Origin of the sequence: Bradyrhizobium rifense (assembly GCF_008123425.1) — a bacterium.
Lineage (GTDB): Bacteria > Pseudomonadota > Alphaproteobacteria > Rhizobiales > Xanthobacteraceae > Bradyrhizobium > Bradyrhizobium rifense.
On record NZ_VSSS01000012.1, the window covers coordinates 61,116 to 74,181 of the forward strand.

At 63.7% G+C, this 13,066-nt stretch carries 14 protein-coding genes and 1 pseudogene; 4 read left to right on the forward strand and 11 right to left on the reverse strand.

All coding sequences use genetic code 11. The annotated features are described in order from the left end of the window. The first annotated feature begins 127 nt into the window (after positions 1-127). Entirely contained in the window at positions 128-526 is a 399-nt protein-coding gene (locus FXB40_RS47700; RefSeq protein ID WP_187436687.1) for a hypothetical protein, read from the forward strand. Positions 527-528: 2 nt separating this feature from the next. Here FXB40_RS47700 and FXB40_RS05820 read toward each other — a convergent pair. Continuing rightward, positions 529-846 (reverse strand): annotated as a pseudogene (locus FXB40_RS05820) (YkgJ family cysteine cluster protein); the annotation flags it as partial. 18 nt (positions 847-864) lie between these two features. Beyond that, complete coding sequence (locus FXB40_RS05825; protein WP_027530661.1) at positions 865-1,563, reverse strand: helix-turn-helix transcriptional regulator; 699 nt, start codon at positions 1,561-1,563, stop codon at positions 865-867. Positions 1,564-1,675: 112 nt separating this feature from the next. Between FXB40_RS05825 and FXB40_RS05830 the strand changes: the two genes are divergently transcribed. Next, a complete protein-coding gene (locus tag FXB40_RS05830) occupies positions 1,676-1,951 on the forward strand; it encodes a hypothetical protein (RefSeq protein WP_148771252.1) in 276 nt (91 codons plus the stop codon). A 38-nt stretch (positions 1,952-1,989) separates the two neighbouring features. Then, the gene (locus FXB40_RS05835; protein ID WP_148771253.1) at positions 1,990-2,718 is read left to right on the forward strand and encodes a glutathione S-transferase family protein; all 729 of its coding nucleotides are present in this window, start codon (positions 1,990-1,992) and stop codon (positions 2,716-2,718) included. A 79-nt stretch (positions 2,719-2,797) separates the two neighbouring features. Here the strand turns inward: FXB40_RS05835 and FXB40_RS05840 are convergent, their stop codons facing one another. From FXB40_RS05840 to FXB40_RS05880, 9 genes are all read right to left on the reverse strand, one after another. Beyond that, complete coding sequence (locus FXB40_RS05840) at positions 2,798-3,949, reverse strand: ABC transporter substrate-binding protein (RefSeq protein WP_148771254.1); 1,152 nt, start codon at positions 3,947-3,949, stop codon at positions 2,798-2,800. 90 nt (positions 3,950-4,039) lie between these two features. Continuing rightward, a complete protein-coding gene (locus FXB40_RS05845) occupies positions 4,040-4,459 on the reverse strand; it encodes an acyl-CoA thioesterase (protein ID WP_148771255.1) in 420 nt (139 codons plus the stop codon). Between the two features lie 22 nt (positions 4,460-4,481). Continuing rightward, a complete protein-coding gene (locus FXB40_RS05850; RefSeq protein WP_148771256.1) occupies positions 4,482-5,243 on the reverse strand; it encodes an SDR family NAD(P)-dependent oxidoreductase in 762 nt (253 codons plus the stop codon). A gap of 25 nt (positions 5,244-5,268) precedes the next feature. Then, a complete protein-coding gene (locus FXB40_RS05855) occupies positions 5,269-7,152 on the reverse strand; it encodes a feruloyl-CoA synthase (protein WP_148771257.1) in 1,884 nt (627 codons plus the stop codon). Next, a complete protein-coding gene (locus FXB40_RS05860; RefSeq protein ID WP_148771258.1) occupies positions 7,149-7,958 on the reverse strand; it encodes a crotonase/enoyl-CoA hydratase family protein in 810 nt (269 codons plus the stop codon). Before FXB40_RS05860 ends, FXB40_RS05855 begins: the two co-directional genes overlap by 4 nt. A gap of 245 nt (positions 7,959-8,203) precedes the next feature. Next, positions 8,204-8,665: a DUF3237 domain-containing protein gene (locus FXB40_RS05865; protein ID WP_148771259.1), complete on the reverse strand. Its 462-nt coding sequence runs from the start codon at positions 8,663-8,665 to the stop codon at positions 8,204-8,206. A gap of 11 nt (positions 8,666-8,676) precedes the next feature. Next, the gene (locus tag FXB40_RS05870) at positions 8,677-9,996 is read right to left on the reverse strand and encodes a TRAP transporter large permease (protein ID WP_148771260.1); all 1,320 of its coding nucleotides are present in this window, start codon (positions 9,994-9,996) and stop codon (positions 8,677-8,679) included. A gap of 2 nt (positions 9,997-9,998) precedes the next feature. Then, entirely contained in the window at positions 9,999-10,508 is a 510-nt protein-coding gene (locus FXB40_RS05875; RefSeq protein WP_148771261.1) for a TRAP transporter small permease, read from the reverse strand. Positions 10,509-10,583: 75 nt separating this feature from the next. Then, the gene (locus FXB40_RS05880) at positions 10,584-11,600 is read right to left on the reverse strand and encodes a TRAP transporter substrate-binding protein (RefSeq protein ID WP_148771262.1); all 1,017 of its coding nucleotides are present in this window, start codon (positions 11,598-11,600) and stop codon (positions 10,584-10,586) included. Between the two features lie 265 nt (positions 11,601-11,865). On the opposite strand from FXB40_RS05880, the gene pobA reads away from it, so the two are divergent. Further along, positions 11,866-13,035: a 4-hydroxybenzoate 3-monooxygenase gene (gene pobA / locus FXB40_RS05885; protein ID WP_148771263.1), complete on the forward strand. Its 1,170-nt coding sequence runs from the start codon at positions 11,866-11,868 to the stop codon at positions 13,033-13,035. Positions 13,036-13,066 lie beyond the last annotated feature (31 nt).

The following is a 13,066-nucleotide window of genomic DNA, read 5'->3' on the forward strand; positions in this document are numbered from 1 at the left end:
TTTACGAGCCTTGACCCGGCCCTCTGATTCGCGGCCAACGCTCAACCACCCCGGGTGACTACCGCCCGGGGTGGTTAACCTTTCATTAGAGAATTGCGCTGCATCTTCGGCTTCGAGGAGAACTGCAATGTTTTCAAGCCGCGACGCCTATGAAAGCGATTTCTGCCCGGTTCGCGACGAGCTCCTTGGCGAGATGTATCGCGCCAGCGAGAGTGGCCTGCCGAGGCTGGTTGAGAGTGTTTCCCCTGACGCGCGCGCCATGCTGGCGCTATTCTGCTATCGCCGCAGCCATCTTCATTCGCTGGCCGTCGCGATCGCAGCCAGTTGCAGCGAGCGCGACCTGATCGAGAACGGCGGCCGTGTCGGCTCGACGCTCTACGCGCTGTCGCGCGAGGGCGCTGCCAAATCGTCCCCGTCGCTGTCGGGTGGCCGCAAGCCGATCACGTTGTCGACCAAGCCGCTCTCGGTGCTCGCACCGCTGGACGACGAGATCGACGACGAGATCAGCGAAGCCGTCCCCGCTTGAGCGGCCTCGATCGCAGGCAGTCCGAACTTTCGCCGCGCCATCGCGCATTCGGCGTCGCCCGGCATGCAGGTGCGGCACACCTCCGGCCGTACCGCATAGATGCCGCACGCGGTCGCCTTGCCGATCTCTCCCTGCAGTGCTGAACAGCGATCGCCCTCGCAGCGCATGCCGGATTGACGCGCGTTGACGAGCGTCTCTGGGATTGACGCAAGCTCCTCGTCGCTCTCGATCGAGAAGCGCGGCCAGTTCTGCGAGTAGCCGCAGCAGGCGCCGCAGCTCTGGCAAAAGATCGACAGGTCGATCGCGGACATTTCATCCATCGTCGTTATGTATCCTTATCAGGTATCCTTTGGCGGGCCCCAGACCAGGCTCTGCCGCCATTTCGCGCGCAACACGTCACGCCGCTCCGGATATCTTTCGTCGAGATAGGTCGCATCCACGACACGGTCGGTGCGGAAGCTGCGGAAATCGCTGCGCAGCTCGCACCAGGCCGCGAGCAGGCGCACGGCTTCGAGATAGCCGACAGAGATGGGCCAGATCATGCGCTCGCTGGGGCGGCCCTGCTCGTCGCGATAACGCAGCATGATCTTCTTGCCCTCGTGAATCTGGGTGCGCGTGCGGGCCATGTCCAGACGGTCCGGCTCCCTGTTCCAGCTCGGCCGCGCACGGCTTGCGGGCTCCAGCACGAAGGGGCGCAGGCGTTCAGGCACGGTATCGGCGATCTTGGCCATCAGATCTTCCGCCGCGCGCGCCAGCGTGGAATCGGCATGGCCCGCGACCCATTGCGCGCCCAGCACCGCCGCCTCGATTTCGTCGGGTGTCAGCATCAAGGGCGGCAGGTCAAAGCCCTTCTCGAGGATGTAGCCCATGCCGGCCTCACCGCGGATCGGCACGCGCTGGCCCATCAGCGTTGCGATGTCGCGATAGATCGTTCGCTTCGACGTCTCGAGCTCGGCCGCAATCGCATCCGCCGTCAGCGGCTTACGGGTGCGCCTCAGCACCTGGATGATCTGAAACAGCCGGTCGGCGCGTCTCATGACAATTCCTTCATCGGGGACGGATCAGAAAACGGCGCGTGGCTGCTGACAGGATGCTGGCAGCAGGGGAGTTCTATACCGGGACAACACATCGACTGAAGAGGATTTGTCCATGATCATTCCAACCCATTTCGGTCCGGCCGGTCCGTTGTGGCGGAGCCAGGCCTCGTTACATGCCTCGCTGTATGCCCGGGCCTTCAGCCGCCTCACGTTTTTCGATCTCACCGTCGTCAACCTCCGCGTTGCGCTCGCGACCATGCTGACACGCTCGCTGGTCCAGACTGCGGACGCGCTGGTCCGCCATGTGATGGGCCGCGCCTGGCGGGGGGCCCGTTTCGCAGAAGATATCACGGCTGCTGCCACCATGGTGGCAGCAGCCCGGCACTAGGTTCCGTCAACTCTTTCGGCAGGTTCAGGAGAGCTCCCATGATCACGCTATACGGCTTTGGCACCGGCTTCGGCCTGCCGGAAATCAGCCCCTTCGTCACCAAGACGGAGGTGCAGCTCAAGATGGCGGGACTGCCCTACCGGAAGGAGCGCGCGATGCCGCCGGCTTCGCCCAAGGGGCAGCTGCCTTTCATCGATGACGGCGGCGAGGCGGTGGCCGATTCCACCTTCATCCGCGCCCATATCGAGCGCCGCTACGGCTTCGATTTCGACGCCGGCCTTTCCCTGCACGAACGCGCCCAGGCCTGGGCGTTCGAGCGCATGATCGAGCACCACGTCTATTGGTCGTTGGTCGGCGCGCGCTGGGTCGATGTTGCCAATTTCGCCAAGGGTCCTGCGCATTTTTTCGACGGGGCGCCCGAGCACAGCCGCGAGAAGCTGCGCGAGGACGCGCAATTCCGCGTCGCCGAGAACTATCTGCTCTCCGGCCTCGGCCGCCACGCTCCCGATGACGATGTCGAGCTCGCGGTCCGCTCGCTGTTTGCGCTGTCGGTGCAGCTCGGCGACAAATCCTATCTGATGGGCAACAAGCCCAGTGGGGTCGACGCGACCGCGTTCGGCGCGCTCGCCGGAATTCTCACACCGTTCTTCGAATCCCGTCTGCGCGAGCGCGCGGAGGGATTTCCGAACCTCACCGCCTATGTCGACCGGATGATGGACACCTACTATCCGGAGTTTGCCTGGACGCCGCTGCGACAGGCGGCCTGACGGCATCGCGCGGGTAGCGTAAAGCAAAAGAGCCGGCCCATTGGGCCGGCTCTCGTTGTTCTGGAAACTGTCGGCGCGCTTACTTCACGAGCGTGTACTTGCCGTCCTTGACCGTGAGCAGGATGCGCGAGCGGTCGTCGAGACCGTAGCGGTCCTTTTCGGTGAAGTTATAGACGCCCTGGCTCGCCGCAATCTCCCGCTCCGACAACAGCGCCTGCCGGATCGCCTCGCGGAATTCCGGCGTGCCGGGTTTTGCCGTCTTCAATGCCACAGGGATCACGCGCTTGAGGATCTCGAAGGCGTCGTAGGAATGGCCGGCGAACTGGCTGCGGCTGTTCGGCCCGTACTTGCCTTCATAGGCCGTGTTGAGCGCAAGGCCCGGCTTCTTGGTCGCGGCTTCGTCCGGCTGATCCTCGGGGTCCATCACCGGGCCCGACGCCATCAGCACACCTTCGGCTGCCTTGCCGGCGATGCGGATGAAATCCATGCTGGCGGCGCCATGGGTCTGGTAGATCAGGCCCTGATAGCCACGCTCGCGCAGCTCGGTCTGCGGCAGGGCGGCGGCGGTGCCGGAGGCGCCGACCAGGATCGCGTCGGGATTGGCGGCGACGAGCTTCAGCACCTGGCCCGTGACGGAGGTGTCCGGACGCGCGAAGCGCTCCTCGTCGGCCAAAGTCATGCCCATCGGTACACCCTGGGCCTTGAAGTCATTGAACCAGAGGTCGCCATAGGAGTCGGAATAGCCGATATAGCCGACCGTCTTCACGCCCTTCGACTTCATGTGTTCGTAGAGCACCTTGCCCATAATCGGGATCGGCTGCGGCATCGCGACCGACCACTTCATGCGCTCCGGCGTGATCGGGAACGGCGAGAGGCCGAAATGCGGAATGCCGGCTTCGTTGGCGACGTTCGACACCGCAATCGTCGGCGGCGTCACCGCCGAACCCATGATGACGTCCGCCTTGGATTCGGTCACGAAGCGGCGGGCGTTGGTGGTTGCGGTGGTGGGATCGCCGCCGTCGTCGAGCACGATCACCTTCAGCGGTACGCCGCCGATCTCCTTCGGCACGAATTCCAGCGCGTTGCGCTCGGGGATTCCGAGCGCCGCGCCCGGGCCGGTCGTGGTGGTGGTGATGCCGATGGTAATTTCGGCGGTCTGGGCCAGCGCGGGCAAGGCCGGCAGCGCCAGCATGGCCGCCGCGACGGCAGCGGTCAGGTAAAAGCGTTTCATTGATTCCTCCCTTTTCGTATTTCTTTGAAAGCAGAAATTCGGGGCTATTTCAGCCCCGTCTTTTGGTGATGCGGCGATTTAGCTCCGGATCTAGCTCCCTGTGAATTTCGCTACCATTTCCGGCGGAAACGGTGCCGATTTCAGCTTGTCGGGGTTAACGGGATCGCGACCGACCAGGACGCGGGTCTCAAAACCTTCGAGGGCGAGCGCCTCGCCCTTGTAGACGTTGTGCTTCACCTCGAAGCTCGAGCGCTTGATGCTCTCGATCTTCGTCTCAACGGTGATCCAGTCGCCATAGGTCGAGGGGATGTAGAACTTGGCCCGCGTGTCGACCATGGGGATGCCCACCAAGCCGTATTTGCGGACCAGGTCCTGCTTGGAGAACCCGGCGACCTCGAACAGGGTCGAAGTCGAATCGTCGAACATCGCGAAATAGCGCGGGTAGTAGACGATGTTGGCGGGGTCGCAATCGCCCCACTGGATCTGGACGTCGCGCCGATTCACGAACATGCGGGGCTCTTACTCTAAGAAGTTACTTCGGCGCCATGCGCAGCGAGCCGTCGAGGCGCACCACTTCGCCGTTGAGGTAGGTGTTCTCGACCATGTGCAGCGCGAGCGCAGCGAATTCGTCGGCATGGCCGAGCCGGCGCGGGAACGGGATCGCGGCGGCAAGCGAGTCCTGGGCTTCCTGCGGCAGATTGGCCAGCAGCGGCGTCAGGAACAGGCCGGGCGCGATCGTCAGCACGCGAACGCCGAACTGGGCCAGCTCGCGCGCGATCGGCAGCGTCATGCCGACGATGCCGCCCTTGGAGGCCGAATAGGCCGACTGGCCGATCTGGCCGTCATAGGCGGCAACCGAGGCCGTGTTGATGATGACGCCGCGCTCGCCGGTTGCCTGCGGCTCGAGCCTGGACATTTCGGTCGCGGCGAGGCGCAACATGTTGAAGGTGCCGATCAGATTGACCTTGATCACCTTGTCGAAATCGGCGAGCGCCATCGGACCGTCACGGCCGACGACGCGCTTCGCCACGCCGATGCCGGCGCAGTTGACCAGCACGCGCGCCGGGCCATGGGCCTTGGTCGCCTGCGCGATCGCGGCTTCAGCGGAAGCAGCGTCGGAGACGTCGCAGGTCACGGCCACGCCCTTGATCTCGGCGGCAACCGTTTCCGCGAGCTTGGCATTGAGATCGAAGACCGCGACCCTGGCGCCCTGCGCCGCCAGTTTTCGCGCGGTGGCGGCGCCAAGACCTGATGCGCCGCCGGTGACGATGGCTGCCTGATCTTTCAACAACATGGCGTTCTCCTTTGGCGATGATTTCTTAGCCGACCGATATCACACGGTCCGATGGATTGGCAGCGTAGAGCTCCTCGATCAACGCTGCGCGATGCTCCAGCACCGCGCGCTGGTTGATCGAGCCCTTGTCGGTGACCTCGCCCTTATCGATCGAGAGCGGTGTATCCACGAGGATCGCGCGCGTGATCCGCGTCGAGGAGCCGGTGGCCGAGGCCAGGAACTGCGTCAGGCGCTCGCGGAAGGCTTCGCGCACCAGTCGGTCGCGGGCGGTGACGGTGAGGCTGTCGGCCGGCAGCGTCGGGTTGATCAGTCGGCAGCCATCGAGATCGAGCAGCACCAGCGCGGAGACCTCGTCGCGATTGATGCCGGCAATGACGACGTCGCGCGCCAGCGGCGCACAGGCCGCGACGAAGCGCGCGCGCAGCGGGCCGACGCTGACCCAGGTGCCGCTGCCGAGCTTGAAGTCCTCGCTGACGCGGCCGTCGAAGTCGAAGCCGGCATTGAAATCATCGGGGTCAACGGGTTTGAGCGCATCGCCGAGCTTGTAAAAGCCTTCCTCGTCGAAGGATTTTGCGGTGATGTCGGGTTGGCGCCAGTAGCCGGGCATCACGTTCGGGCCCTTGCAGCGCACTTCCAGCTTGCCGTTGTTCGGCACCAGCTTTGCGTCATTGCCCGACACGGGAAGGCCGACATGGCCGGAGCGGCTGGTGCGCGGATTGACCGACATGAAGAACGGCGCGGTCTCGGTTGCGCCGAGGCCGGTCAGCATCGGTACGCGATAGCCTTTTTCTTTCACCGCGAGTTCGTCGAGACTGTTCCAGACGAACGGCGACAGCGCCGCACCCGAGAAGAACATCGCGTGCAGCCGGTCGAAGAACTTTGCACGAAGACCCTGGTCGTCGCGCAAGTAAGGCAGCAGCGACTCGTAGCCCTTGGGCACGTTGAAATAGACCGTCGGCGAAATCTCCTGGAGATTGCGCACCGTCTCCTCGATGCCGCCCGGCATCGGCTTGCCGGCGTCGAGATACATCGAGCCGCCGTTGTAGAGCGTCAGCCCGATATTGTGGTTGCCGCCGAAGGTGTGATTCCAGGGCAGCCAGTCGATGATGACCGGCGGCTCGTCCTTGAGGAAGGCGAGCGTCTCGCGCAGCATCACCTGGTTGGCGCAGATCATGCGCTGGGTGTTGATGACGGCCTTGGGATTGCCGGTCGAACCCGACGTCAGCAGGAATTTTGCGATCGTGTCGGGGCCGATCTTGCCATGTACCGCGTCGAGGTCGCTGCGGATCGGCGTTGCCATGAGGTCGGCGAGCAGCGTGACGTCGCGGCCGGGTACGCTACCATAGGATGCGGCGATCTCGGTGCCGAGCGACACATTGGCGGCAAGCGCGTCCGCGAATTTGTCGGCGTCCTCGGCGAAGACCAGGCCGGGCGTCAGCAGCTTCATCAGGTAAGAGAGCTTGCCGTAATCCTTCGACACCAGCGAATAGGCCGGTGATACCGGACAGAACGGAATGCCGGCATAGAACGCACCGAACGCGAGCAGCGCATGGTCGATCGAATTGCCGGAGAGGATGACGACCGGCCGCTCCGCCGACAGGCCGCGCTGGATCAGCGCGGAGGCGATGTGCCGGCTCGCGGTGAGCAGCTCGGCATAGGTGATCTTGCGCCAGCCACGGCCGCCTTCGCGCTCCGCCATGAACACGCGATCCGGCGTCGTCGTTGCCCAGTGATGCAGGCGGTCGGTGATGCGGACGGGATAATCACCGAGCGGCTGCTTCGGCCGCAAATAGATCGTGCCATCGGCGCGACGATCGATGTCGACGACGGGGTCGCCGAACGAGATCGGCCGCAGCGGAGAATTGCTCGCGCCGCGCTCTGTGCTGGAAGAGGACGGCTGCACGCTCATGACTTCGGCTTTACCTTGGCGGTCTTGTGCTCGAGGAATTCGCGGATCCTGCGCTTTGCCTCCTTGTCGCTCTGCGCGACGGTGGCCATCAGCGATTCCATCAGCAAGCCGGTCTGCGGATTGGCCTCCGCGATCATCGGCAGCGCCTGGAGCACCGCGAAATTCGTCAGCGGCGCGTTGGAGGCAATCTTGGTCGCGAGCTCCAGCGCCTTGGCAAGGCCGTTACCGGCCTCCGTCACATATTGTGCAAAGCCGTAGGAGGCGCCCTCGGTCGCGGAATAGACCCGACCCGTCAGCATCATGTCCATCATGCGCGCGACGCCGATCAGCCGCGGCAGCCGCACCGAGCCGCCGCCGCCGACGAAGATACCGCGCTGACCCTCAGGCAGCGCGAAATAGGCCGTGGGCTCGGCGACACGAATGTGGGCGGAGCAGGCAAGCTCCAGCCCGCCGCCGATCACGGCGCCCTTGAGTGCAGCAATGACAGGCACGCGGCTATACTGGATGCGGTCGAACACCCGGTGCCACATTTGAGAATGGAGGAGTCCGCCCGTGGCGTCGTGATCCTGAAGCTCGGAGAGGTCGAGCCCGCTGGAGAAATGATCGCCGATGCCGTGAATGACGACCGCGCCGATGTCCTCAGGCAGGGACGCAAAGCATTCGCCGATGTCCAGGATAATTCCGTCGTTGAGCGCGTTGCGCTTGGCCGGCCGGTTCAGACCCACGGTCAGAACCCGGTCCACCCGCTCGATCCTGAGCAGCCCGGAGGCACCCGCGTCAGCGGGCTCGGCGTTTCCCTGTGTCATTTGCGTCCTTATCAGAATAGTTATGTTGTATAACGAATTCCGGAGGAGTCAATATAGAGATGGGCGGCATATGACCCCGGCAGGGATTAAGCTTCCGGCGTTCGATCCAGCGGAACAGCGGGCAGGGAGGGGGTTCTGTTGCCGCATCCTCCGTCATTGCGAGCGCAGCGAAGCAATCCAGAGTCCCGCCGCGGAAAGATTCTGGATTGCTTCGCTGCGCTCGCAATGACGAGAGGGCAGCCCCCTCACACCACCTGATGCACGTCGATCACCACCCGATCCGCATGCCGCGCCGCTGAGGCGACAAAAATGTGCTCCATCAGCCAGCGGTACTTCTCGTGCCCCGTCTCGAACCTCGGGACCGTGCGGAAATAGATCAGCTTGGGATCGACCGGCTCGCCGCGCTTGAGCTTCTGCAACAGCTCGACCGGGCCGAAGCGCATGCCCTTGTTCTCGACATAGACGACGGCGCCGTCTTCGGTCTCGAAGGCGTATTTGGCTTCGAGATCGATCAGCTCATTCGGGCGGATGGTCTGGAAGTCGGCGCCGAACGGCAGCACCTTGCCTGATATCGCACCCTTCACCTCGCCGCCGATGATCGGGATGATGCGGCGGACGCCGATGCCGGTTTCGCCGGCGGTGATGACGTCGCCGATTTCTGCGGTGATGGTGAAGACGTATTTTGTCTCGAGCGTCGGTGTGGTCATCGCTTCACCCTTCAGTGCGCCATCATTCGCGTCGGCAACCAGGTCGCCAGCAGCGGGAACGCGATCAGGATCACCAGACGCACCAGGTCGGTCGCCACGAACGGGATCACGCCCTTGAAGATGGTGGAGAAGGAGACGTCCTTCACCACGCTCTTGATGACAAAGACGTTCATGCCGACCGGCGGATGGATCAGGCCAAGCTCGACGGTCATGACGATGATGACGCCGAACCAGATCGGATCGAAACCGAGATGCGTGATGACCGGGAAGATGATCGGCACGGTCAGGATGATCATCGCCATGGCATCCATCAGGCAGCCGAGCACGAGATACATCATCATGATCAGCGCCAGCACGCCGTAGGGGCCCAAGCCCAGGCCGGTGAGGAATTCCGTCACCTTTTGCGGCGTCTGCGTCACCGTGAGGAAATAGCCGAAGATCAGCGCGCCGATCAGCACGGTGAACACGGCGGCTGCCGTGCGCGTCGCCTGGAGCAGCGATGCCAAAATCTTCTCGCGGTCGAGCCGGCCCGTGACCACGCCGATGATGAAGGCGCCGGCAGCGCCGACGCCGCCGGCCTCGGTCGGCGTGAAGCGGGGCAGGTAGGGCAGGCCGTAGAGGCCGCCGATCACGAACACGAACAGCAGCACCGGCGCCCAGATATCCTTCAGGCCGGCAAAGCGCTCGCGCCAGGGCAGCACCTTGCCCTTGGGCAGGAAGTCGGGGCGGAAATAGCCGATCAGAAAGATCGTGATCATGTACATGGTCATCGCCAGCAGGCCCGGGATGATACCGGCGATGAAGAGTTTTCCGATGTCCTGCTCGGTGATGATGCCGTAGACAGCAAGCACGGTGGAGGGCGGCAGCATCGCACCCAGCGTGCCGCCGGCCGCGATCACGCCGGTGGCAAAGGATTGCGGATAGCCGAAGCGGCGCATCTCGGGGTAGGCGACCGCGGAGAAGGTCGCCGCGGTCGCGACCGAGGAGCCGCAGATCGCGGCAAAGCCGCCGCAGGCGCCGACGGTGGCAATGCCGAGGCCGCCGCGCAAGTGCCCGACAAAGCCGTTGGCGGCGCGGAACAGCTCGCGGCTCATGCCGGAATTGCTGACGAAGGAGCCCATCAGCAGAAACATCGGGATGACGCCGAAGGTGTAGTCGGTGACAGTGCGCATCGAGGTCTGGCCGACCAGCTTCAGCGCCGGCGTTGCCCCGACCAGATAGGAGAAGCCGGAGACGCCGACGAGCCCCATCGCCATGCCGACGGGCACGCGCAGCAGCATCAGTGCGAACAGGGAAACGAAGCCGAGAACGGCGACGGCATCGGTGCTCATGATTACTCCGTCGCCTTCAGCTTGGGGTCGTGCATGTCTTCGGGATGGAAGATTAGGCGGTAAGTGCGGATCGCGATCAGCAGCACGGCCGAGACGTCGCCGATCCAGGCGATCGCGAAGAACGGCCAGGTCGGCATGTGCATGTCAAAGGTCTGGACGTTGTCCTTGTAGGTGCCACGAACCTTGTCGAACAGCGTCCAGGTCTGCACGGTGACGACGAACAGCAGCACCAGGGTTGCGAACACGTCGATCCAGCGTTGGTAGCGCGGCCCGACATTGCCCCAGACCAGGTCGACCGTGATGTGCGTGCCGCGATACGAGGTCGCGGCAATGCCCCAAAAGATGAGGATCCCGAGCAGCATGCGGCCGATGTCGAAGCTGTCGGGAATCGAATAGTTCAGCGTGTTGCGCAGCAGCACCGACAGGAAGATGTCGAGCGCGACGATGCCGACGAAGGCAGCGGCGATCCATTCGATCGAGTCGATGACGCGGTCCATCCAGGAGCGCTTCATGGGCGGAAGGTCCTCAAAGTTTGCAGGAGAACGGCGGCGGGAGAATTCCCGCCGTCGCTTCTGTTTCAGTGAAAACTATTCCGCCAGCGCGTTGTATTTCTTCAGCGACGCCTTCAGATCCGCGAGCGCGGCGTCGGGATCGGCGCCGGCCTTCTTGGCGCCATCACCCCAGGTCTTGACCAGCGGCTCGGCTGCCTTCTTCCAGGCGGCGGTCTGGTCCGGTGTCAGCTTGTAGACCTCGTGGCCTTCTTCCGCCCTCACCTTGTCGACGCCGGCATCCTCGAACTTGCCCCAGTGCTCGCCGACCACGCCGGCCATTTCCGTCGAGCAGTTCTTGTCGATCGCGGCCTTCTGCTTGTCGGACATTGCGTCGTACTTGTCCTTGTTCATCACGAACACGAAGGTCGTGGTGTAGAGCGGGGCTTCCATATGGTACTTCGTCACCTTGTCGATGCCGAACAGCACCAGCGAGCCCCAGGGGAAGGTGACGCCGTCGGCAACGCCACGCTCGATGATGTCGCGCACTTCAGGTGCCGAGGACTGCACGTTGGTGCCGCCGAGGGCGGTGACGAAGTTCGCCATGGTGGCATGAGCCGGGCGGATCTTCATGCCCTTCACGTCCTCGGGCATCACGATCTTCTTGGTGCGGGCGTGAAAGGAGGAGGGCGAGTGGACGAAGGCGAGACAATATTTGACGTCCTTCATCTCCTTCTCGGCATATTTGCGGTACCAGGCATCCAGCCCCATCGAGCCGCCCTTGGCGTCGGAGATCAGGAACGGCAATTCGCCGGCGCCGATGATCGGGAAGCGGCCGGGCTGGTAGCCGGGATTGACATAGGTGACGTCGGCGATGCCGTCGCGCGCCATGTCGTAATGGTCAAAAGCCTTGCCGAGCTGCTGGGCCGGAAACACCTTGCCGGTGATGGTGCCGCCGGAATCCTTGTTCACCGCGGCCACCCAGTCTTCCAGAGATTTCTGCAGCGGATGCGACGCCGGCACCCAATGCGAGACCTTCAGGTCAAAAGTCTTGTCCTGCGCGAACGCAGGCGTCACGCTTGCTGCCAGCAGCAAAGCCAGACAGGCTTTCCTCATCGGTCGTGTCTCCCTCTTTTCGACGGCGGGCTTCGCTGGCCAGCCTCATTAATTAACATGTTATCTAATTGGCCGTCGCGTTCAAGCCGGAACTGCCGCGACGTGCCGCCGCGTCATCTACGTCAGCCATGTTGCATGGATTTGTCGCGATGCGGCGACGAGCACTCCCCCTTTTGCCCAACCGTTATATGTTATAATTATCGCGCGCGGACGACCGCCACAAGCGAGCCGCGACGAAAGCCTACAGGATCGGGAGGAGCAAGTATTGCGGACAAAAGTCGCAATCATCGGGGCCGGGCCGGCAGGATTGTTGCTTGGGCAACTTCTGCATCAATACGGCATCGACAATGTCATTATCGAGCGGCAGAGCCCGGATTACGTGCTGGGCCGCATCCGCGCCGGCCTCCTGGAGGAGGGAACGGTCGGGCTGCTCGACCAGATCGGCGCCGGCGCGCGGGCGCACGCGGAAGGCCTGCTGCATGAAGGCATCGAGCTCGCCTTCGACGGCCGCCGTCATCGCATCGACATGAAGGCCGCGACCGGCAAGACGGTCATGATCTATGGCCAGACCGAGGTTACGCTCGACCTGATGGATGCGCGGACAGCGGCCGGCCTCACCACCGTCTACGAGGCCAAGGATGTGCAGCCGCACGATTTCGACGGCAGTCACCCGCGCGTAACCTGCGTCAAGGACGGCGTCACCCACACGCTCGATTGCGACTTCATCGCTGGCTGCGACGGCTTTCACGGCGTCAGCCGCGCCAGCGTCCCGGCCTCGGCGATCTCGGAGTTCGAGCGGGTCTATCCGTTCGGCTGGCTCGGCATTTTGTCCGAGACGCCGCCGGTCAGCCACGAGCTGATCTATTCCAACCATGCCCGTGGCTTTGCGCTCTGCACCATGCGCTCGATGAAGCGCAGCCGGCACTACGTCCAGTGTTCGCTCGACGACCATGTCGATCAATGGCCGGACGATCGCTTCTGGGACGAATTGAAGCGCCGGCTCGACCAGGAGGCGGCCGACAGTCTCGTCACCGGCCCCTCGATCGAGAAGAGCATCGCGCCCTTACGCAGCTTCGTCGCCGAGCCGATGCGCTTCGGCAAGATGTTCCTGTGCGGCGATGCCGCCCACATCGTGCCGCCGACCGGGGCCAAGGGGTTGAACCTGGCAGCGAGCGACGCCCATTATCTGTCGAGCGCGCTGCGCGAACTCTACGACGAGAAATCCAGCGCAGGCATCGATGCCTATTCCGCCAAGGCGCTTGCGCGCGTCTGGAAGGCCGTGCGCTTTTCCTGGTGGATGACCTCGATGCTGCACAAATTCCCGGATAACGGCAGCATCGGCGCGCGCATCCAGGTTGCCGAGCTCGACTACGTCACGCAGTCGCAGGCCGCGATGACGTCGCTGTCGGAGAATTATGTGGGCTTGCCGTTTTAGGGCGGCGGAAACGGTGCCGTAGCAACCATTA

Coding starts and splice junctions, on each gene's coding strand:
- FXB40_RS05860 (WP_148771258.1), bottom strand. CDS start 7,958: ATGACACAGGGAAACGCCGAGCCCGCTGACGCGGGTGCCTCCGGGCTG.
- FXB40_RS05880 (WP_148771262.1), bottom strand. CDS start 11,600: ATGAGGAAAGCCTGTCTGGCTTTGCTGCTGGCAGCAAGCGTGACGCCT.
- FXB40_RS05850 (WP_148771256.1), bottom strand. CDS start 5,243: ATGTTGTTGAAAGATCAGGCAGCCATCGTCACCGGCGGCGCATCAGGT.
- FXB40_RS05835 (WP_148771253.1), top strand. CDS start 1,990: ATGATCACGCTATACGGCTTTGGCACCGGCTTCGGCCTGCCGGAAATC.
- FXB40_RS05865 (WP_148771259.1), bottom strand. CDS start 8,665: ATGACCACACCGACGCTCGAGACAAAATACGTCTTCACCATCACCGCA.
- FXB40_RS05840 (WP_148771254.1), bottom strand. CDS start 3,949: ATGAAACGCTTTTACCTGACCGCTGCCGTCGCGGCGGCCATGCTGGCG.
- FXB40_RS47700 (WP_187436687.1), top strand. CDS start 128: ATGTTTTCAAGCCGCGACGCCTATGAAAGCGATTTCTGCCCGGTTCGC.
- FXB40_RS05845 (WP_148771255.1), bottom strand. CDS start 4,459: ATGTTCGTGAATCGGCGCGACGTCCAGATCCAGTGGGGCGATTGCGAC.
- FXB40_RS05870 (WP_148771260.1), bottom strand. CDS start 9,996: ATGAGCACCGATGCCGTCGCCGTTCTCGGCTTCGTTTCCCTGTTCGCA.
- FXB40_RS05875 (WP_148771261.1), bottom strand. CDS start 10,508: ATGAAGCGCTCCTGGATGGACCGCGTCATCGACTCGATCGAATGGATC.
- FXB40_RS05855 (WP_148771257.1), bottom strand. CDS start 7,152: ATGAGCGTGCAGCCGTCCTCTTCCAGCACAGAGCGCGGCGCGAGCAAT.
- FXB40_RS05830 (WP_148771252.1), top strand. CDS start 1,676: ATGATCATTCCAACCCATTTCGGTCCGGCCGGTCCGTTGTGGCGGAGC.
- FXB40_RS05825 (WP_027530661.1), bottom strand. CDS start 1,563: ATGAGACGCGCCGACCGGCTGTTTCAGATCATCCAGGTGCTGAGGCGC.